Annotated in this window: 21 protein-coding genes; 15 read left to right on the top strand and 6 right to left on the bottom strand. The window is 70.5% G+C overall.

Annotation, left to right across the window (positions count from 1 at the left end):
* The first annotated feature begins 4 nt into the window (after window positions 1–4).
* On the top strand, window positions 5–1,852 hold the full coding sequence (locus tag FZ046_RS15140; protein ID WP_149484269.1) for a putative bifunctional diguanylate cyclase/phosphodiesterase: 1,848 nt from the start codon (window positions 5–7) through the stop codon (window positions 1,850–1,852).
* Here the strand turns inward: FZ046_RS15140 and FZ046_RS15135 are convergent.
* Complete coding sequence (locus FZ046_RS15135; RefSeq protein WP_070353441.1) at window positions 1,829–2,719, bottom strand: FAD-binding protein; 891 nt, start codon at window positions 2,717–2,719, stop codon at window positions 1,829–1,831. The two genes, FZ046_RS15140 and FZ046_RS15135, sit on opposite strands and share 24 nt — an antisense overlap.
* Window positions 2,720–3,167: 448 nt before the next feature.
* Here FZ046_RS15135 and FZ046_RS15130 point away from each other — a divergent pair, with 448 nt between their 5' ends.
* The 8 genes from FZ046_RS15130 to FZ046_RS15100 all read left to right on the top strand — a co-directional run bounded on the left by FZ046_RS15130 (window position 3,168) and on the right by FZ046_RS15100 (window position 9,465).
* Entirely contained in the window at window positions 3,168–3,671 is a 504-nt protein-coding gene (locus FZ046_RS15130; protein WP_099045920.1) for a TetR family transcriptional regulator, read from the top strand.
* 45 nt (window positions 3,672–3,716) lie between these two features.
* Window positions 3,717–3,845, top strand: a complete 129-nt coding sequence (locus FZ046_RS28175) for a hypothetical protein (RefSeq protein ID WP_256277809.1) — start codon at window positions 3,717–3,719, stop codon at window positions 3,843–3,845.
* 60 nt (window positions 3,846–3,905) lie between these two features.
* Window positions 3,906–4,565 (top strand): TetR family transcriptional regulator, encoded by a 660-nt coding sequence (locus FZ046_RS15125; protein WP_070353442.1) that lies wholly within the window; start codon window positions 3,906–3,908, stop codon window positions 4,563–4,565.
* Window positions 4,566–4,685: 120 nt separating this feature from the next.
* A complete protein-coding gene (locus FZ046_RS15120) occupies window positions 4,686–5,918 on the top strand; it encodes an acyl-CoA dehydrogenase family protein (protein ID WP_070353443.1) in 1,233 nt (410 codons plus the stop codon).
* Between the two features lie 11 nt (window positions 5,919–5,929).
* Window positions 5,930–7,054 (top strand): acyl-CoA dehydrogenase family protein, encoded by a 1,125-nt coding sequence (locus FZ046_RS15115; protein ID WP_070353444.1) that lies wholly within the window; start codon window positions 5,930–5,932, stop codon window positions 7,052–7,054.
* A gap of 155 nt (window positions 7,055–7,209) precedes the next feature.
* Window positions 7,210–7,797 carry a TetR family transcriptional regulator gene (locus FZ046_RS15110; RefSeq protein ID WP_070353445.1) on the top strand — a complete coding sequence of 196 codons (588 nt, stop codon included), beginning with the start codon at window positions 7,210–7,212 and terminating at the stop codon, window positions 7,795–7,797.
* A 28-nt stretch (window positions 7,798–7,825) separates the two neighbouring features.
* A complete protein-coding gene (locus FZ046_RS15105) occupies window positions 7,826–9,031 on the top strand; it encodes a thiolase family protein (protein ID WP_070353459.1) in 1,206 nt (401 codons plus the stop codon).
* 23 nt (window positions 9,032–9,054) lie between these two features.
* Entirely contained in the window at window positions 9,055–9,465 is a 411-nt protein-coding gene (locus tag FZ046_RS15100) for a Zn-ribbon domain-containing OB-fold protein (RefSeq protein ID WP_070353460.1), read from the top strand.
* Between the two features lie 12 nt (window positions 9,466–9,477).
* On the opposite strand, the gene FZ046_RS15095 is transcribed toward FZ046_RS15100, so the two are convergent.
* On the bottom strand, window positions 9,478–10,743 hold the full coding sequence (locus FZ046_RS15095) for an amidohydrolase family protein (RefSeq protein WP_070353446.1): 1,266 nt from the start codon (window positions 10,741–10,743) through the stop codon (window positions 9,478–9,480).
* Between the two features lie 24 nt (window positions 10,744–10,767).
* Between FZ046_RS15095 and FZ046_RS15090 the strand changes: the two genes are divergently transcribed.
* Both FZ046_RS15090 and FZ046_RS15085 read left to right on the top strand, forming a co-directional pair.
* Window positions 10,768–11,601, top strand: coding sequence for an AraC family transcriptional regulator (locus FZ046_RS15090; protein ID WP_176749568.1), 834 nt, complete (start codon window positions 10,768–10,770; stop codon window positions 11,599–11,601).
* Complete coding sequence (locus FZ046_RS15085; RefSeq protein ID WP_246182792.1) at window positions 11,591–13,132, top strand: class I adenylate-forming enzyme family protein; 1,542 nt, start codon at window positions 11,591–11,593, stop codon at window positions 13,130–13,132. The genes FZ046_RS15090 and FZ046_RS15085 overlap by 11 nt, the downstream gene beginning before the upstream one ends.
* Here FZ046_RS15085 and FZ046_RS15080 read toward each other — a convergent pair.
* Both FZ046_RS15080 and FZ046_RS15075 read right to left on the bottom strand, forming a co-directional pair.
* Complete coding sequence (locus FZ046_RS15080; protein WP_070353449.1) at window positions 13,080–13,778, bottom strand: sensor domain-containing protein; 699 nt, start codon at window positions 13,776–13,778, stop codon at window positions 13,080–13,082. The two genes, FZ046_RS15085 and FZ046_RS15080, sit on opposite strands and share 53 nt — an antisense overlap.
* Window positions 13,771–14,310, bottom strand: coding sequence for an Rv2240c family protein (locus FZ046_RS15075; protein ID WP_246182791.1), 540 nt, complete (start codon window positions 14,308–14,310; stop codon window positions 13,771–13,773). The genes FZ046_RS15080 and FZ046_RS15075 overlap by 8 nt, the downstream gene beginning before the upstream one ends.
* A gap of 368 nt (window positions 14,311–14,678) precedes the next feature.
* Here FZ046_RS15075 and FZ046_RS15070 point away from each other — a divergent pair, with 368 nt between their 5' ends.
* From FZ046_RS15070 to FZ046_RS27450, 3 genes are read left to right on the top strand one after another with little or no spacing between them, the layout of a single operon-like run.
* On the top strand, window positions 14,679–15,362 hold the full coding sequence (locus FZ046_RS15070) for an MspA family porin (RefSeq protein ID WP_070353451.1): 684 nt from the start codon (window positions 14,679–14,681) through the stop codon (window positions 15,360–15,362).
* 44 nt (window positions 15,363–15,406) lie between these two features.
* Window positions 15,407–16,090: an MspA family porin gene (locus FZ046_RS15065; RefSeq protein ID WP_070353452.1), complete on the top strand. Its 684-nt coding sequence runs from the start codon at window positions 15,407–15,409 to the stop codon at window positions 16,088–16,090.
* A gap of 8 nt (window positions 16,091–16,098) precedes the next feature.
* Window positions 16,099–16,827, top strand: a complete 729-nt coding sequence (locus FZ046_RS27450; RefSeq protein ID WP_246182790.1) for a hypothetical protein — start codon at window positions 16,099–16,101, stop codon at window positions 16,825–16,827.
* Window positions 16,828–16,839: 12 nt separating this feature from the next.
* Here FZ046_RS27450 and FZ046_RS15055 read toward each other — a convergent pair whose 3' ends face one another.
* Both FZ046_RS15055 and mbtM read right to left on the bottom strand, forming a co-directional pair.
* Window positions 16,840–17,679 (bottom strand): glycoside hydrolase family 16 protein, encoded by an 840-nt coding sequence (locus tag FZ046_RS15055; RefSeq protein WP_070352411.1) that lies wholly within the window; start codon window positions 17,677–17,679, stop codon window positions 16,840–16,842.
* A gap of 24 nt (window positions 17,680–17,703) precedes the next feature.
* On the bottom strand, window positions 17,704–19,281 hold the full coding sequence (mbtM, locus tag FZ046_RS15050; RefSeq protein ID WP_070352319.1) for a long-chain-fatty acid--ACP ligase MbtM: 1,578 nt from the start codon (window positions 19,279–19,281) through the stop codon (window positions 17,704–17,706).
* A gap of 164 nt (window positions 19,282–19,445) precedes the next feature.
* Between mbtM and FZ046_RS15045 the strand changes: the two genes are divergently transcribed.
* Window positions 19,446–20,264: a siderophore-interacting protein gene (locus FZ046_RS15045; RefSeq protein ID WP_070352320.1), complete on the top strand. Its 819-nt coding sequence runs from the start codon at window positions 19,446–19,448 to the stop codon at window positions 20,262–20,264.
* Window positions 20,265–20,294 lie beyond the last annotated feature (30 nt).

The raw sequence follows: 20,294 nt of genomic DNA, 5'->3' as shown, positions 1-20,294 counted from the left end.
CACGATGTCCAGCGAAACGCCCCGCCCGAGCCTCGACCGGCTGGTGACCAACGTCGCCGTCGCGCTCATGGCGTCGGACGCCGCCACCAGCGCGGCGGTGGCGGCGAAGGTGCTGGGCATGCTCGTCGAGTACTTCGACGTGGACGTCAGCTTCCTGCGGCACAACGACCACTCGATTCGGGCGTCGATCCTGGTGGCGGAGTGGCTGCAGCGGCCCGACGTCCCGGACCCCGACCCGCTGGGGGTGGTGTACTTCGCCGACGCGGATCCGGTGTTCGCGGCGTCGGAGTACATCGACAAGCCGCTGGTGTTCCGACCCGACGACGAGGACTACCAGCGCCGCATCGCCGAGGGGCGCAACGTGCCGCAGACCTCGATGGCGGCAGCTCCCCTGGTCTCCGGCAACGTGACGACCGGCGTCCTGGGCTTCGTCAAGTTCGGCGACCGCGAGTGGCGGCCCGAGGAGATGAACGCGCTAGAAGCCATCGGTTCGCTGTTCGCCCAGGTCCAGGCCCGCGTGAAGGCCGAGGAGCGGCTCACCCACCTGGCCGAGCACGACTCGCTGACCGGCCTCTACAACCGGCGCGCGCTGCTCGACCACCTGACCGAACGGCTCGCTCCCGGCGCTCCCGGCCCCGTCGCGACGCTGTTCTTCGACCTCGACCGGCTCAAGACCATCAACGACTACCTCGGCCACACCGCCGGGGACTGGTTCATCCGCGTGCTCGCCGACCGCCTGCAGCAGAACACCAAGCGGTCGAGCATGATCGCCCGCCTCGGCGGCGACGAGTTCGTGGTCGTGCCCGCGGAGGCCATGGCGGCGGCCGAGGCCCGCGACCTCGCCGACCACCTGCGCGACGTGCTGCGCGAACGCGTGTCGATCGACGGGGAGATGCTGGCCCGCACCGTCAGCATCGGCGTGGCATTGGGCGCGCCGGGCCGCGACACCACCACCGACCTCATGCGGCGCGCCGACCAGGCGGTGATGCATGCGAAATCCGACGGCGGAAACCGCGTCGTGCTCGCCACCGAGGAGATGGCGCTCGCCTCGGAGTTCCGCAACGACATCGAGTTGCACCTGCAGAACGTCTTCGACAACGGCGCGCTGTTCCTGCGCTACCTGCCCGAGGTCGACATGCGCACGGGCCGGGTCCTGGCCACCGAGGCGCTGGTCCGGTGGCAGCACCCCACCCGGGGGCTGCTGTCCCCCGCCACGTTCATCGCGGTGGCCGAGTCCATCAACCTCGCGGGCGAGCTGGGCCGGTGGGTGATGCGTACGGCGTGCGCGGACTTCGCGCGGTGGCGTGCCAGCGGCGCGGGCACCGACGTCGTCCTGCGCCTCAACGTGTCGCCCGTCCAACTCGTCACCGCGGGCTTCGTGGAGTTGGTCGCGAGCATCCTCGACGAGTTCGGCCTCCCGCCCGGGTCCGTCTGCGTCGAGATCACCGAGAGCGTCGTGGTGCAGGACCTGGAGACCACCACCATCACGCTCAACGGGTTGCGCGACGCGGGCGTCAAGGTGGCCATCGACGACTTCGGCACCGGCTACAGCGTGTTCGCCCACCTGAAGCAATTGCCGGTGGACGTGTTGAAGATCGACCGGAGCTTCGTCACCGACCTCGGCGCCAATCCCAACGACCTCGCCATCGTCCGCGCGATCATCGCGCTCGCCGACGCGTTCGGCCTGCAGCTGGTCGCCGAGGGCGTCGAGACCGACCTGGCCGCACGGACGCTCCTGCGGCACGGCTGCCACCGCGCGCAGGGCTTCCTGCTGTCGGAGCCGCTGGCGTCGGAGGACATGCTGGCGCTGATCCAGGCGGGTCGGGTGTCAGTGAGCTTTCCCGCAGCGTAGGACGTCCGCCCGCGGTGACCGGGCGTCGCGCAGGCCGGCCAGGAGCGCGCGTCCGGACACGTGGCACAGCGCCCGGGCCGTCGTGTCCGGCGGGCTCAACAGCTCCACACGGCCGAAGCGGCTGGCCGTGCGACCCACCAGGCAGACCTCGCGGTCCTCGCCGCGCAGCGGAACGCCGGATTCACCGGCACCGGCGAGGTCGCGCTCGCCTGGCGCGAAGGTCACGCCGCGACGGGTGCCCACGGCGAGCGGGCCGCCGGGGCCGTCGAGCACGACGCCGACGACGCGGCCGGAGTCGAAGACGAGGCGTTGCAGCGGTGTGGCGGTCAGCACCTCGATGCCGCGGTCGCGCGCCTGGTCGGCCATCCACTCCTTGAGCGCGGACGCTCCGAGGCCGCGCTGCCATCGCATCGTGCCGATCGGCACGACCTCGATGGTGCCGCCGTCGGCGGCTCGCATGGTGGAGCGGCCGGATCCGAACACGGTGGAGTGCAGCATGCCGTAGGGCGAGGTCAGGCACTGGCCGGCCCAGTCGCCGAGCCGCGCACCGACGAACGGTTCCACCGCATTGGCGTCGAGGTGGCTCGCCACGCGGGTGGGGACGGGTACGTCGGCGGCCACGTAGGCGCTCTCCGGTACCCACTGCGCGAACCCGTGCAGGTACTCGCGGGTCTCGGGGTCGTCCACGTCGGGGCAGAGCCAGCCGCGCCGGGTGGCGACGCGGCGCCGGGTCGCGACGGTGCACGGGCTCGTCGAGGCGGCGTCCGCGACGAGGACGTCGGCGCCGGCGTCGACGGTGGCGATGGCGCGCGCCAGCCCACCGATGCCGGCACCGATGCTGACTAGGTCGACTACGTGATCCCACATGCGCGTGCGTTACCTCGAAGGTTGCGGTGGCTCGGTCGTCATGCCTGCCGCGGACCGTCGATCCCGCCCCCCGGCAGCCCGCCCGAACCCGGTCGTCGACCCGCGGAACGTAGCGGTGTGATGGAACTCACCGGTCGGCGCGGCGTCCCCGGCGCGGGCGGTGTCGAATCCTTCGTGGTTTGCCAACGTCACCTCGACCGCCCCACTGGCGGCGAGGGCGGCACGGCTCCCCAGCGCGAGACTCGAAGTCATCACGACCGGTATTTTACATACCTTCGGAATGTTCACCACCCCTGTAACCGACCCTGCGTCGGTAGCAATACTGTGGGCGAACACCAACCCGCCGCGCTCAGGGGATCGCGGCGCGACGAAGGGATGACGCGGTGTCGACGGCAAACGATCGGACAGGTCCGGGCAACGCACCCGGCCGCGCCGCCGAGAGCCGCCGATGACCGATCAGGCCGACAAGCGCGGCGACGCCACCCGGCAGCAGATCCTCGTCGCGGCGGCGCAGCAGTTCGCCGACAAGCCCTACAGCCAGGTCAATCTGGACGACGTCCTGGAGGGCGCACGCGTCACCAAGGGCGCGATGTACTTCCACTTCGGTTCCAAGCTGGACCTCGCCACGGCCGTCGTGCACCACCGCGCCGACATCGCGGGCGCCGCCTTCGACGCGGCGTTCTTCCAGTCGCTTCCCGGCCTGGAGGCGATGATCGAGGTCTGCTACCGCATCGGCCTGCAGGACGTCGGCGAGCCCGTGGCGCGCGCCGGCTTCAACCTCCTGGAGGCACTCGGCCGATTCAGCGGGCTGCAGGCCGAACTCACCGGACGGTGGGTGTCCTCGTTCGGCGACCTGATGCGCCGGGCGGTCGACGACGGCGACGTCCGCGCCGACGTCGATCCCGAGCAGGGCGCCCGCCTGGTCGTGTCCCTCTACCTCGGCCTGCGATAGACCAGCGATCTCGATGATCCGAAGACCTTCTTCTGCGACCTCGAGATGGCACTCGCCATGACGATCGCGGGGTTTGCCAGGCCCGACCGCCTGGGTTACCTCACCGAATTCATCCAGCGACGCACCGCGCTGGCCATCAAGAATGCCGCACCGTACCGCGCCCGCGAACTATGATCTCCTTCTAATCGACTCGAGAGTCAGATGGCTCCCGAGGATGGACGGAGGTAGTCGAAGGTGGTGCGCCAGGCAAGATCCGAGGCGACCCGACGGAGGATCATCGACTCCGCAATCGATCTGATCAACGAAATCGGTTATCCCGCAGCAGGTCTGGCTGACATCATCGAGCGCGCCGACCTGACGAAGGGGGCGTTGTACTACCACTTCGACTCCAAGGAAGCGCTCGCCACCACGATCATCGAGGAGGGCGCGGAGAAGGTCCTCGACGCCTTCCGCGCCGCGGGGCGGTCGAGTTCGCCGGCCATGGAGAACGTCATCCACGGACTGTTCGTGGTCACCGACGTCCTCGGCAACGATCGCACCGCCCAGGCCGCCGCCCGTCTGCTGCGCACCTTCGGCGGATTCAACAAGACGGCAAAGGAAACCTACGCCGTCCTGCTGGACGAGATGACGCGATTGACGACCGCCGCGGGCACCGAGGGCGACCTGCTCGCCGACCTCGACCCGACCGAGGCGGGCAACACCATCGTCGGGTGCCTGCTGGGCGCGGAGTTGCTCTCCAGTGCCCTCGCCGACAGCAAGGACCTCCGCAGCCGCTTCGGCCGGACCTTGGCCATCCTGCTGCCGTCGCTGGTGTCCGCCGACTCGCTGGGCTACTACCGCGAGTTCCTCACCCGTCAGTCCCTGCGCGGCAAGGACCCCAACACCGCGGGCTGATCCGCCCGCGACATCCGGCCGCCCGGAGATCGGCCGGCCCTTCGTCGTGCCTGGCATTGCCTTCACCTGACTAACTAGGTTTACTCTGTGGCGGACGTACTCACGACGAACGGATGACCCATGGACCTGGCGTGGTCGCCCGCTGACCTCGAGTTCCGCGACGAGGTCCGGGCCTTCCTCGAGGAGAAGCTGACACCGGACCTGCGCCGCGCGGGACGACTGATGACCAGCGTCTACAGCGATCACGAGGCCAGCCTGCGCTGGCAGGCGATCCTGCACGACCGGGGGTGGGCCGCTCCGGCCTGGCCCGTCGAGCACGGCGGCTGCGACTGGAGCCTCACCCAGCACTACGTCTTCAGTCGCGAGTCGACGCTCGCCGGAGCCCCGACGCTGTCACCGATGGGCATCCGCATGGTGGCCCACGCCATCATCGCGTTCGGCACCAAGGCGCAGCAGGACTTCTTCCTGCCGCGCATCCTCACCGGCGAGGTGTTCTTCTGCCAGGGCTACTCCGAGCCGGAGTCCGGGTCGGACCTAGCTTCGCTGTCCATGGCCGCCGCCGACGACGGCGACGATCTGGTGTGCACCGGCAGCAAGATCTGGACCACCCATGCCCGGGAGGCCAACTGGATGTTCGCGCTGGTGCGGACGTCGCGCACCGCCAAGAAGCAGCAGGGCATCACGTTCGTGCTCGTCGACATGGCCTCGCCCGGCATCGACGTCCGGCCGCTCGTCATGACCTCGGGCGAGGAGATCCAGAACCAGGTCTTCTTCGACGAGGTGCGGGTGCCGAAGAGCAACGTCATCGGCCGGATCGACGACGGCTGGACGGTGGCGAAGTACCTGCTGGAGTTCGAGCGCGGCGGTGGGGCCACCGCGCCGGCGCTGCAGGTGCTGGCCGAGGAGATTGCGACGGTGGCCGGGACGGCGCCCGGCCCCTCGGGTGGCATGCTGCTCGACGACCCCGGGTTCTCCCGCCGGCTCGCCGAGGCCCGCATCCGCACCGACGTCCTCGAAGTCCTCGAGTACCGGGTGCTCGCCGCGCTCTCCGGCGGCGGACATCCCGGTGCCGACTCGTCGATGCTCAAGATCCTCAGCACCGAACTCAGCCAGGTCCTCACCGAACTCGCGATGGAGGCCGCAGGCCCGCGGGGTCGGGCCTACCAGCCGCACGCCACGCGACCCGGCGGCCCGGTGGCGCAGTTCACGCCGCCCGAGGACGGTTACGTCGGCGGCCAACCGTGGCAGGCCGTGGCGCCGTTGCGGTACCTCAACGACCGTGCGGGCTCGATCTACGCCGGCAGCAACGAGATCCAACGCAACATCCTGGCCAAGGCCGCCCTGGGACTGTAGGAGACACCACGATGGACTTCACCCTCGGTGACGAACGGACGATGCTGCGCGACGGCCTCACCCGGTTCCTGGCCACGCGCTACGACCTGGCGGCCAGCCGGACCGCCGCCAAGGTCGGCGCCGGCTGGCAACCCGGGATCTGGCGGTCCTTCGCCGAGGACCTGGGCATTCTCGGCGCCGCGCTGCCCGAGGAGGCCGGTGGTACCGGCGGCGGGCCGGTGGAGGTCATGGTGATCGCCGAGGCACTCGGTCACGCTCTGGTCGTCGAGCCCTACGTCGACACCGCCGTGGTGGCGGCCGGACTGCTCCGACGCGCCGGCGGCGCCACTGCCGACGGCCTACTCGAGGGCATCGCCGCGGGCACCGCGGTCGTGGCCCTGGCAGCCGCCGAGGAGGGCACCGGCGACGACTGGCGCGTCCCGTCGACGACGGCGCACCGCGACGGCGGTGAGTGGGTCCTGCACGGCAGCAAGATGGTCGTCACCACCGCGCCGCTCGCCACGCACCTCCTCGTCACGGCGCACACGCCCGCCGGACCGTCGCTGTTCCTCGTCGACCCGGCCACGGCCGGCGCCGCGCTGACGATGCACCGGTACCGCACGGTCGACGACCGCTGGGCCGCCGACGTCGTGCTGGACGGCGTGCGGGTGCCCACGGACGCCCTGCTGGGCGTCGACGGTGCGCTGTGGCCGTCGCTCGAGCGCGCGCGTGACGAGGGCGCCGCCGCGGTGTGCGCCGAGGCGGTCGGTTGCATGCGCAAGGTGCTGGCCGACACCGTGGCGTACTGCGCGCAGCGCCACCAGTTCGGGCAGCCGATCAGCGCGTTCCAGGTGTTGCAGCACCGGATGGTCGACATGCACATGGAGGTCGAGCAGGCGGTCGCCGCGACGTATCTGGCGACGCTGCACCTCGACGCGGACCCGGACGCGCGGGCCAGGGCCGTCTCGGCGGCCAAGGCCACGATCGGACGGGCCGCGCGCTTCGTCGGTCAGAACGCGGTGCAGCTGCACGGCGGCATGGGCATGACCGAGGAATTGGCGATCGGGCACTACTTCAAGCGGCTCACCACACTGCAGTACGAGTACGGCTCGACCGACTTCCACGTCGCGCGGTACGCCCGTCTGTCCCGAACCTGACGCGAGCTGGACACATGTCCGGCATGTGCGGGGCGATCGCTGAGTCCGGCACCCGGGCGGGACTCGCCCAGCACGATGCGCTGCCGAAACACCGTTTCTGAAGCCGAATCCGAGTTTCATTGCCCGCGACGCGGCGTCGAGGCTAAGCTGGACACATGTCCAGTTCGGCGTCCGACCTCACCCGCGTCGGGGTCGTCCACGACCTGCGCAGCCGGCCCGAACAGCGGGTGCTGCACGCGGCCGCACAGATGCTCGAAGAGTCGAGTGACCCCGACGTGACGGTGGCCGCCCTCGCGGCGCGGGCCCGGGTGGCTCCGATGGCGCTGCGTGCGCACTTCCCGTCCCTCGAGGCGGTGTACGCCGAGGTCTACCTGCAGCACGTCACGGCGTTGCCGCTGAACATCGACCCCACCGCATCGGTGCACGCCCGCGTCAGCGCACAGGTGCGGGCCATCACCGTGATCCTCGCCGAGAGGCCCGGCCTGGCCCGCGCCTGCACCCGGGCCCTGCTCGCCGCCGACGACCCTGCGGTCGCCGACGTCCGCGCGCGGATCGCCGCCGAGGTGCGCCGCCGGCTCGCGGCGGCGTTGGGCACCGGGGCCTGGCCGGAGGTGGTGGCCACTCTCGAAACCGTCTTCTGGGGTGCGCTGCTGCAGGCCCACGCCCGCGAGATCGGCTATCACACCATGGCGCGGCGACTCGACACCATGCTGTCGCTGATCTTGACCGGTGACGACCGTTGACGACTCCGCCGAACCGGAAGGGATGCGCATGGGCTTGAGGGGAGACGCCGCCATCGTCGGCTTCACGGAGCTGCCCGCGACGAAGCGCCCGACCGGTCCGCCCGAGTTCACCCTCGAGCAATTGGCACGCCTGGCCGCGGCCACGGTCGCCGACGCCGGCCTGTCGGTCGCCGACGTCGACGGCATCTGCACCGGGCACGTGCAGGAGTCGCAGATCTTCGTGCCGTCGACCGTCGTCGAGTACCTCGGCATCCGAGCGAACTTCGCCGAGTTGGTCGACCTGGGCGGCGCCAGCTCGGCGGCCATGGTCTGGCGCGCGGCAGCGGCGATCGAACTCGGCATCTGCCGCGCCGTGCTCTGCGTCGTGCCCGCCACTCCCCTGACGCCGACCAGCGAGGAGAAGCCGGTCGACTTCGGCGACATGCTGCACTTCGGCGCGTCGAGCAACCGGTACGGCTCCCCGCAGGCCGAGTTCGAGATTCCCTACGGCAATCTCGGCCAGAACGGCCCCTACGGTCAGGTGGCGACGCTCTACGCCGCCACCTACGGCTACGACGAGCGGGCCATGGCGAAGATCAGCGTCGATCAGCGGGTCAACGCGAACCACACGCCCGGTGCCATCTTCCGCGACAAGCCCCTCACCGTCGACGAGGTCGTCGCGAGCCCGGTGATCGCGTCCCCACTGCACATGCTCGAGATCGTCATGCCGGTCTTCGGCGGGGCGGCCGTCCTGGTCACCGACGCCGAACTGGCACGACGCGCCCGGCACCGTCCGGTCTGGGTGAAGGGGTTCGGCGAGCGCGTGCCCTACAAGACGCCGACGTACGCCGACGACCTGCTGGCGACGCCGATGCAGAAGGCGGCCGCCTCGGCCTTCGGCATGGCGAGTCTGACGCCGTCGGACATGGACGTCGTGTCGATCTACGACTGCTACACCATCACCGCACTGCTGAGCCTGGAGGACGCCGGCTTCTGCGGCAAGGGCGAGGGTCTGGGCTTCGTCGCCGAGCACGATCTCACGTTCCGGGGCGACTTCCCCATGAATACGGCGGGCGGCCAACTCGGTTACGGGCAGGCCGGTCTCGCGGGCGGCATGCACCACGTCTGCGACGCCACCCGGCAGCTCATGGGCCGGGCCGGCGCGACGCAGGTGGCCGACTGTCACCGCGCATTCGTGTCGGGCAACGGCGGGATCCTGTCCGAGCAGACGACTCTCGTCCTGGAGGGAGACTGATGCCGCAGCCGAACACTCGGCCCATGCCACAGCCCAGCACTCGGCCCATGCCGATCCCGACGCCCACCACGGCGCCGTTCTGGGATGCGCTGCGCGAGCACCGGATTCGCATCCAATACTCGCCGTCGTCGGATCGCTGGGTGTTCTATCCCAGGGTGCTGGCGCCCGGCACGCTCGCCGACGACCTGCAGTGGCGCGACATCAGCGGTGCCGGAACGCTCTACACGTTCACCGTCAGCCACCGGCCGGTGTCACCGCACTTCGCCGACGACGTCCCGCAGATCCTCGCCGTCGTGCAGTGGGACGAGGGGCCGCGGTTCTCCACCGAGATCGTGGACGCCGCACCCGACGAGGTCGAAGTCGGCATGCCCGTGCAGCCGGTGTTCTTCGACTACCCCGAGGTGACGATGCTGCGATACCGGCCGCTGAGCTGACCCGGCCGGGGCCTACGTGGCCTCGGCGAGCTGCTTCTCCTCGTAGAGCCGCGCCCACTCCCGTCGCGGCCGGATCGACACGTCGACGTCGGTCGCGGTGGCGCGCAACGCCCCGACGGTGGCCTGCTCGCGCGGCGTCCGCTGGAACGGGTCCCAGTCGAAGAACCGGCAGGAGTTCTCCCAGGTGATCTTGTTGATGTCGGTGTCGTCGGCGCCTGCGGCGAGCAGTTCGGCGTGCACCTGCTCGGGCGCGTCGGGCCAAAAGCAGTCCGAGTGCGGGTAGTCGCACTCCCAGGCGATGTTGTCGATGCCGATCTCGTGGCGCAGCTTCAACGACGTCTTGTCGGTGACGTAGCAGGCCAGCGAGTGCTCGCGGAACACGTCGCTCGGCAACTTGTCACCGAAGTCCCGGCGCAGCCACTTCTGGTTGGTGTAGTGCCGGTCACTGCGATCGAGGTAGAAGGGGATCCAGCCGATCCCGCCCTCGGAGAACGCGAACTTGAGGTCCGGGTAGTTGCGCATGGCGGGGCCCCACAGCAGGTCCTGGGCGCACATCGCCGAGACCTGCGTGGCCAGGATGATCAGGTTGTCGATCGGGGCGTTCGGCGCCATGCTGATCGCGCCGAACCCGGTGCCGATGTGCAGGCACATGACCACGTTCTCGTCGGACAGCGTCTGGAACACCGGGCCCCAGTACTGCTCGTCGTGATAGCTCGGCAACCCCTCGAGGTGCGGCAGCTCCGGCATCGTCACCGCACGGCAGCCCTTGGCGGCGACGCGGCGGATCTCCTTGCACATCGCCTCGGGGTTCCACGTCGGCAGCACCGCGATCGGGATGAAGCGGTCCGGGTAGCTGCCCGCCCACTCGTCGATGTGCCAGTCGTTGTAAGCCGACACCATCACCAGCGTGACCTCCTCGCGGTGCATGTTGAGGTGCCGCGCGGAGAAGCCGGTGAACGTGGGGAAGCACATCGAGGCGAGGATGCCGTTGCGACTCATGTCCCGCACCCGGGCGTGCACGTCGTAGACGCCGGGGCGCATCTCGGCGAAGCCGGCCGGGTCGCGTCCCCACTCCTCCGCCGGCCAGGACACCACGGCGTTCAACCCGCTGACGCCCTGCGGCCTGCCCTGATACATCCACTGGTCGACGCCCTTGTCGTCGGTCACCACGATCGGCGCCTCGGACTTGTACTTTGCAGGCACGTGGTTGAGGAACATGTCGGGCGGTTCGACGACGTGGTCGTCGATGCTCACCAGGATCAGCTCATCGGTACGCATGTCTCAGTAGTACCGTGAGATTCCGTGACCGTCTCTGCAGCTTCGGACAGACGTTTGTCCGTTCCGGCCAACGGCCGGCCGGTCATCGAGTTGCGCCGCGGCGGCCGTGCCGTGGCCGGCAGTTATCTCTACGAGGGCGACGGCCTGATCACGGGGTGGCATTCCCACGAGGTGCACCAGATCGAGTACGCCCTGCACGGCGTCGTCGAGGTGGAGACCGACTCGGCCCACTACCTGCTGCCGCCGCAGCAGGCGGCGTGGATCCCCGCCGGGCTCGAGCACCAGGCGGTGATGAACCCCGACGTGAAGACCGTGGCGGTCATGTTCGCACCGGAGTTGATCGCCGAGCCCGGCGGCCGCGCCCGCATCATCGCCGTCTCCCCGTTGATCCGCGAGATGATGATCTACGGCCTGCGCTGGCCGATCGACCGAGCGGCCGGCGACCGCGTCTCCGACGACTTCTTCCGCACCCTGGCCGCCCTGGTGAGCGAGGCGCTGGATCACGAAGCGCCGCTGAGCCTTCCGACGTCCGACCACCCCATCGTGAGCGCTGCACTGGCGTACACCAAGGAGCACCTCGACACCGTCACCGGTGCCGACGTCGCCCGGGCGGTCGCGGTCTCGGAGCGGACGTTGCGCCGGCTGTTCGCCGACGAACTGGGCGTGTCCTGGCGCAGCTACCTGCTGAACGCCCGCATGCTGCGCGCCATGGCGCTGCTCGCCGGACCCGGCCAGACGGTGCAGGCGACGTCGACCGCCGTCGGCTTCGAGAGCACGAGCGCGTTCACGCGGTGCTTCACCCAGTTCTGCGGCGAGACACCGTCGGCTTACCGGCGCCGGGTGGCCGATGATGCGTGAGATCGGCTCCGGCGGGCGTGCGCTGCTGCACGAGATCGTCACCGCCGCCGCCGCCACCGCACCCGACCGGCCGGCGGTCGTCACGGCCGACGGCACCGCCACCACGTTCGCCGAACTCGACCGCATGGTCGCCGCCGTCGCCGGCTGGCTGCACGCGCATACCGCCGCCGGCGACCGGATCGCGGTGATCGGCGACAACGGCCTCGAGTACGCGCTGCTGTACTACGCCGTGCCGCGCAGCGGTCGCATCCTGGTGCTCGTCAATCAGCGTCTCGCACCCGCCGAACGCGCGGCCCAGTTCGACGCCACCGCGCCGGCGCTGATCGTGGGCGCCGCACCGTATCTCGACGAGCTGCCGCCGTCCGGCGTGCCGCGGATCGCCTTCGCCTCGCCGCGGTGGCGGGAACTCCTGACGCATGCGCCGCTGCCGGTCGACGCCGCCCGTCCCGACGACACCGCCTGGTTGCTCTTCACCAGCGGCAGCACCGGGACGCCGAAGGGCGTGCTGCACACCCACCGGTCGATCATCGCGGCGGTGGCCGGCACGGTGGAGGGCCGTGCGGTGCAGCCGGGCGGGGTGTACCTGCTGCCGTTCCCGATGTGCCACGTCGCCGGCTACAACATGCTGGTGCACCACGCCACGGCGTCGACCGTGCTGCCCGTGCCCGACTTCCGCCCGGCGACGTTCGTGGAGTTGGTGAACCGTCATGGCGTGACGTCGTGTTCGCTGGCGCCCACCATGCTGCATGCGCTGCTGCGCCACCTCGAGGAGACCGGCGCGCGCATCCCGACGTTGCGCGACGTCGCCTACGGCTCGGCGGCCATCGGAGCCGATCTGCTGCGCCGCGCCCTGCACACGCTTGACGTCGGTTTCCACCAGGGCTACGGGATGACCGAAACCGGGGGCAACGTGACGTTCCTGGGACCCGACGACCACCGTGCCGGCGCTGCCGGGGACGACGCCGCGCTGGCCAGCGCCGGCCGACCGCATACCGGCGTCGAGGTGCGCATCGAGGGTGGCGAGGTGGGCGAGATCTTGGTTCGCGGAACGCAGGTCGCCGCCGGCTACTGGCCCGACGGGCGGTCGGCCACCGTCGAGGGCTGGCTCCCGACCGGCGACGTCGGGCGCATCGACGACGCGGGCCGACTGGTGGTGGTCGACCGCCGCAAGGACGTCGTCATCACCGGCGGCGAGAACGTGTCCTCGCGCGAGGTCGAGGACGTGCTGTCACACCACCCGTGCGTCGACCAGGTCGCCGTAGTCGGCGTGCCCGACGCCTACTGGGGTGAGGCCATCTGCGCGGTGGTCGTCCCCCGTCCCGGAAGCCATTGTGACGAGGCGGATCTCATCGCACACGCCCGGGCCCACGCGACGGCCTTCAAGCGTCCGCGGCACGTCCTGTTCGTCGATGCGCTGCCATTGACGTCGAACGGCAAGATCGCCAAGGAGGAGGTCCGCCGGCTCGCGCGCGCGACGCTCAGGCCGGAAGGCTCTTCTGAATGTTCGCCGCGATCTCCGACGCCGCGGTGACGACCGGTGTCGGTGGCTGGCAGGCGGTCACGTCGATGATCACGTTGGCGTACACCGACAGCACGTGCTGACAGACCCGGCTGTCCGGACCGACGCCGCGCGCGATCGGCATCGCGAGCTGCGCCGCGGTCCGGCTGAGGTCGCCCGAGAGCCACTTCGGCATCTGCGTGTCGTTCAGCTGAATGTTGACCGTGTGGTTGGTGCACTTCGACCACCGGTCGGCCGAGGCGTCGAAGAACGCCCTCGCCGCATCCGCCGACGGATAGTTGGCCACCGACTGCTGCACGATGGACGTCCAGTCGTCGCTGTCGGGGTTCCGCATGATCTGGTGCCGTACGGTCACCCAGCCGTCGGGCGATCCCGGTTCGCCATAGATCGCCGCTTGGTCGGGCTGCCACACGCCCAGGCAGTTGAGGTTCGGCAGCAGGGCGCGGTCGTCGTTCATGGTCTGCGCGACGGGGTGTGGCGTCAGCGTCGTCTTCATCACCCGGTTCAGCTCGGTGACCGACAGGAGCGCCGGTTCCAGCGCGGCGGCGGGCACGTCCTTCGGCGGTGCCGCGGCGCCCGACTTCTGTTGTGCGCAACCGGCGGTCGCGAGCGCCGCCGCCACCACGAGGCAGCCGAGGACGGTGCGAAGGTCAGGCATGCGTCCCGGCGGTGGCGCATGCCGTCTGAACGTTGGTGGCGCTGTCGTTCATCTCGTTGGCCGTCGTGTTGAGTGTCTCCCGGCCGCCGCGTACGCCCATCTTGACGAGGAGTTTCGTTGCGCCCCAGGACCAGGACCGCATCGGGTTGGCGATGTCGGGGTTCAATCCGGGCGTGTTGGCGGCGTCCATCGACACACCTGCGCCCTGGCGCAGCGCCGTCCGCGCCACCACGTTGCTCTGGCTGGTGGCCGGGTCGTCGTAGTCGGGATTCTCGTAGGTCTCCAGCGCGTCGGCGAAGTCGCCGTAGTAAGCGGAGGTGGCGTTGAGCACCTCGGCGAACTGGCCGCAGGCCGCCACGGCGGCCGGGTCGGCATCGTCTGAGGTCACCGGCGCGACCATGGGGACGGGCGGGGGCACCGCGGGGTCGGCGCCGTCCACGGGCTCGGCACCGGCCAGCGGAGCCACCGCGACCGCCGCAGCGCCGAGGAACGTCGCGATCGACGCGCTGATGGCAACGTTGCAAGGCTTCACGGGCGCTTCCTCCATGTTCACTCGGCAGTGGACCGCGCGGGCAGCGGCCATCGCGCGACGACGGCTCCGCTGCCGCCACACCGGACCCACCGTCGAGATCCAACATGAACCGATGGTGAACACACGGCAACGCGTCGTGAGCCGGGGCGCGGCGATCCGGTGTCCACCAGCTGCAAACCGCCTGTCAGGCAGAAAAACTCTGCGGGAGCGAAAGTCTCGCTGATTCCGCCACCCCCACTCGACGATGACGGGGCGGTAACTCTTCGCCTTCCGTTCACCGTTCGGTAACTCGCGGCATGGAAGCTCCCACGCGACACATCCCCTGCAACTCATCCGGTTTCGGACCAACGAGAGGCGCCCAAAACCTCATGTTCACTCGCTTCGCCACTCTGGCTGCCGTCGGCGTGCTGGCCACCGTCGGCTCTGCGCCCCTCGCCCTCGCGGAGCCGGCGCCGCCGGCCCCCCCGGCCGATCCCGCCATCGTGCCGGTGGCCAATCCGCTGCCGCCCGAGGGTGCGGTTCCCTCCGCCGCGCCGGGTGTGCTGGTGACCCCGGACGGCTGGCGTCTGGAGGTGTCCGGCTCGAACGAGACGCAGCTTCCCGTGGCGCCGCTCACCACTGCCATCTCGTCGCGCGAGTACCTGGTCGCCGGTACGTTCACCGGCAAGATCACCGGCAGCGGCAAGACCAAGCTGGCCGGCGGCACGCTGGAGGCCGGTGAGCAGATCGGCTGCGGCATCATCTCCGACGAGGTGGAGATCAACCCCGGCGCCAGCATCACGCCGGCCATCAGCGCCATCGGTCTGCCCAGCGTCAGCGCCGGCATCAGCCTGCAGGGCAAGGTGTATCTGAAGCCCGGCACCGTCACCAACGTCGCCATCGACAAGAAGTCGTTCAAGGGCACCTCCACCCGCGTCTCGGTCACCGGTGTCCGCATCAAGACCGACCAGTGCGCCGGTCAGTCCTTCATTCGCTCCTACGCCACGCTGACCTCGTCGACGGACAACACCGACGACGTGATCACGTACATCGGCGTCACCAAGGCCGTCTGACCCCAGCCGTCCATCAACCCACGACAAAGGAACGAAGAACCACGATGTTGAATCGTCTTGCCACGGTGGCGGCCGCGTTCATCGCCATTCCCTTCGCAGCTGCTTCCCCCTCGGCCTTCGCCGAGCCCCCCGTCGATCCCGCCGCCGATCCCGGCCCGCCGCCGGACAACGGCGTCGTCGCCTCGGCGCCCCCGGGCGTCGTCACCACCCCCGACGGCTGGGTCCTCACCGTCGCCGCCTCCAACGAGACCCAGCTGCCGATCGCGCCGCTGACCACCGCGCTCTCCTCGCGCGAGTACCTGGTGGGCGGCACGTTCACCGGCACGGTGACCGGCAACGGCAAGGGCACGCTCAGTGGCGGCAACATGGAGAGCGGCTACCAGATCGGTTGCGGCATCGAACTCGGTCAGGTCCGCCTGATCGGCCAGGCCGGCGTCAGCGTCGGTGGCCTCAGCTTCCCGGCGACCGGCCCGGTGTTCGCGCCGGCGCTCAGCTTCCCGCTCTCGGGCACCATCGAGATCCACGCGAAGCCCGGTACGGTGCAGCAGGTTCCGGTGAACAAGAAGTCCTACAAGGCCGCTCCGGTCCGCGTCACCATCAAGGACACGCACATCAAGGTCGACGGGTGCGTCGGACAGTCGTTCCTGCGCTCCTACGCGACGCTGACGAGTTCGACTGCGGACACCGACGACATCGTCGCCTACTACGGCGTCACGAAGTCGGTCTAGGTTCGCTCGTGACCGTGCGCATCCGTCCCACCCGGATCGCCGTCGGAGCGTTCGTCATCGGCGCGGCGGTCGCCTTCCCGGCGACCGCCGCTGCCGAGCCGCCTCCGCCGCCGCTCCCCCTGCCCGCCGACCCGGCGGTGCCGCCGCCCGCCGACCCGGCGGCGGCACCACTGCCCCCGGATCCGGCAGCGCCCGCTCCGCCCGCCGGCCCGAACGTCCCGGTCCTCGGCATGCCGCTGTCCAACGGTCTCGGTGTGCTTGCCCAGCGCGACCAGCCGGGCGTGCCCGGCGCGCTCGGAGCGCCGTCGGTCAACGGCCTCGACGCGGCGAGCGTCCTCGGCCAGGCTCCGGTTCCCATGGCGCCGAACGGATCCCCGGGCACCCCGCCGAACTTCAACGTCTTCAACAACGCCTACGGCCTCCCGCAGTACGAGGTCCCGTCGGCGCCCGGAGGCAAGCAGTTCGACGTGGCGCCCGGCCAGGAGAACTCCGACGTCAGCAAGCGGGAGTGGTTCGGCCGCTTCATCGACATGCAGCGCGACCACCGCACCTACGGCGGTCTGGGGCAGCGGCCCGAGGCCGAACTGGGTCAGCCGTTGCCCGGCACCGCACCGCCACCCGGAACGGTGATCTCGCCGGGATTGGTCGAGTACCTGCCACCGGCTCCCGACGACGGTGCTCCGCCGCCTCCGCCGGGGCTCATCCTGCCACCGCCTCCGCCTCCGCCGGGCGGCTGACGGGCGACGGCGTCACCACACCCGGACGTAGTCGACGAGCATCTCCGCGGGATAGACCCCGCCGCTCGGATCGCCTCCGCCGGAGCCACTCACCGCGAGGTTCAGCACCGGGAACATCTGGAACCCGGGGTCGTTGAACGGCCAGGGATCGAGTGCTCCGGCGGGGACGTCGAAGTACGGCGGCATGCCGGGCGCGTGATCGCGCCAGAACCGGATGCCCGCCTCGTCCCACTGGCAGCGCCAGGTGTGCCATTGATCGTCGACGTCGATCGGTGCGTTGATCGCCGTCGTGCCGTCGAGCGTCCCGTGCACCGTGGATCCGGGCGCCCACCCGCCGTTGCCGAACCACTCCACGACGTCGATCTCACCGCCGGGTGCCTCGTTGAGCATCCACCACGCCGGCCAGGCGCCCGGGGTCAGGCAGTTCAGGCGTAGACGCGCCTCCCACGTGTGGCCGATGCCGATCGTCGTATTGCCCAGGATCTTCGCGCCGAAGTACCGGTCACCCTCGCGCGTGGCTCGGATGACGAGGTTCGAATTGCCGTCGAGGAACAGGTTCTGCCGGTCGTCGCGGTACTGACCCATGTTCTCCGGCCGGTCCCAGAAGGCCGGGTTGCGGATGGTCTCGCGGGCCGGCGCCACCCGCCACTTCGCGTAGTCCGGAGGCGATCCCGCGGGGCCGTCGAACTCGTCGGCGAACAGCACGCCGCCACCGACGTCGGCGGTGTCGATGGGCGGGAAGGCAGGCAGCGGCCCGGCGGAGGGCATGGCCCGGGCGGGAACGGGGACCGCCGCGGCCAGCAGGCCGATCCCGGTCATCATCAGCACGCTGCGGCGATCGAACTCAGGCACGCCCGACACCTTAAAGCCTGTGAGTCAGCTGTGGGTGCTTCCGCCTAGACTCCGCTTCACCTCGAGCCGCCGCAACTTGCCCGAGGACGTGCGCGGTAGCGAACCGGGCCTGACGAACGTGACGTCGGCGGGCACCACGCCACACTCGGACGCGACGCGCTGCGTGAGCAGCGCCCGTGCTCCCTCCTCGTCGGGTCCGCGGAACTCGGCGACCACGGCCAACCCGGGCCGGATCGAACGCTCACCCGTTCCGACCGCCACCACGGCGCCGGACCGCACGCCGGGCACGGTCTCGGCGACGCGCTCCACCTCGGCGGGGAAGACGTTGCGGCCGGCGACGGTGATGATCTCCTTGGCACGTCCGCAGACCACCAGGCCGCCGTCGACGACATAGCCGAGATCGCCTGTGGCGTACCAGCTTTCACCGTGGTCCGGACCGCCGACGTAGCCGCTCATCATCGACGTGCCACGGATGAGCACCTCGCCGACGTCACGGCCACCGGCATCGACGACGACGTCGTCGCGGGGCTCGATGCGGATCTCCATGCCCTCGATGGGATGTCCGAGCACGGCCTGGCTCCGCGTGGTCACGCCGTCATCGGTGCGCACCTCGGTCCCGTCGATCCGGAGGCCGGTGCCCGGTTCGGGAACCGTGACCGCACACGTGGATTCGGCCAGACCGTACGACGGTGCCAGCGCTCCGGCCGTGAAACCGAAGCGCGCCATCTCGGTGGCGAAGCGGGCCGTCAGGTCGCAGTCGACGGGCTCGCCACCGTTGAGCGCGAACCGCAGCGGCGCGAGGTCGACGTCGGTCACCCGCCGCGAGTACTTCCCGATCAGCCCATACGCCATGTTCGGAGCGGCCGCGATGGTGGCGCGGCTCTCGGTGAGCCAGCCCAGCCAGCGGAACGGCGAGGCCTGGAAGGCCGCCGTCGGCGCCTGCCAGACGTCGGTGCCGCCGAGCGCCCCGGACAGCAGGAAGCTCAGGCCCATGTCGTGATAGAGCGGCAGCCAGGAGCACCCGACGTCGGCCGGCGTGACCCCGATGCGCAGGTTCAAGCCACGCAGGTTCGCCAGCACCGCCTCGGGCGCCAACCGCACGGTGCGGGGCGCGCCGGTGGATCCGGCCGTTCCCTGGAGTACTGCCGTGGGCGCCGGGCCTGCGGGCGGGCGGAATGTCGTCGAGCGCTCCGCACCGGCGATGGCGGCGACCGCGCTCACCGGTAGCGGACCGTCGACGGCAGCGAGACCGTCGAGGTAGTGACCGTTGGCGAGGACGTGCGCGACGCCGATGCCGGCGAACCGGGCCAGCGTCGACGCCGCCCACTGCTCGGCGTCGGATCCGCGGATCGGTCCCGGGAGGATCGACAGCGCGGCATCGGCGTAGCACGCGCCGACGATCGCGGCGATGAATTCCACGGTGGGCTCCCCCACCAGGCCCACGGCGGTGACGCCGGCATCGAGCAGACGCTCGGCCACGTTCTCGGCGCGCGCGTGCACCTCCGGCCACGGATGGTGCCGCCACGTGCCGTCGGTGAGGACGACGAGGTCGTTGCCGCTCGCCGAGAGGCGCTCGGCCAGTGCCGCGGCGAGGACGTTCACGATGCGGCACCTGCGCCGGTCGGGCAATCACCGAGGACTTCGCTGTCGGCCGACGACCAGCAGGCTTCCGTGCACACCACCACGTGCCGAGAGGGTACCGGGCGAATTGGCGGCAATGTTAGTTACCGGGCCGGCGGGCGCCGGTGACGTACCCTCGTCCAGCGATGCCGTTCACCCCTGCCACCGTCGTCGGCGCCGCTGACCTGGGCCCGCGTCTGCGGCGAATCACGTTGCGGATCACCGAACCGGCCGCGCTGGCCATCCCGGACGCCGGTGATGCCGCCGTGGGCGTCTACTTCGACGGAACGCCCGACGGCGACGCGCGCACCTACACCGTGCGGCGCCACGTCCGGGACGGTCCCGAGGACCACATCGACGTCGACGTGGTGCTGCACGCCGACGGACCGGGCACCTCGTGGGCCCTCACCGCGGCGAACGGCCACCTCGTCGGGCTCGACCATGCCCGGTCCTGGTACCGACCCGATCCCCGCGCGTCGTGGCAGCTCCTCGTCAGTGATCTGTCCGGGCTGCCCGCCACCGCCCGCATCATCGAACGGCTTGGCGAGGGCACGCCCGCGACCGTGGTGGCCGAGGTGCTCGACCACGACGATCTGGCGTACCTGCCGCCGCATCCGGCGGTGACGCTGCTGCCCGTCCTCGGCACCGGCAACGGCGTCGGCGGCAGTGGGCTCGCCGACGCGGTACGGCGCTGGCCCCGTCCCCCGGGCGTCGGCTACTGCTGGTTCGCCGGTGAGGCCGCGCAGGCGCGCGCCGTCCGCAAGCACTTCCGCGCTGCGGGGTGGTCGGTCGACCAGCTCGACGTGACGGGATATTGGCGCTCCGACAGCGAGGCATGGGACGCGCGCTTCGCCGCTACCGGCGACTCCGCGGTCCAGGTGTACGCGCAGGCGCTGGCGGCGGGCCGGGGCGACAAGGTGGCCGCGGAGGAGTTCGACGAGGCGCTCGAGCGCCTCGGGCTCTGACCCCGGCGCAGGCGCCGAAGGAACCCGGCG

This window comes from Mycolicibacterium grossiae (assembly GCF_008329645.1).
GTDB lineage: Bacteria > Actinomycetota > Actinomycetes > Mycobacteriales > Mycobacteriaceae > Mycobacterium > Mycobacterium grossiae.
Note: the sequence above shows the minus strand (reverse complement) of the source record. Positions and strands in the feature narration are given on the sequence as shown.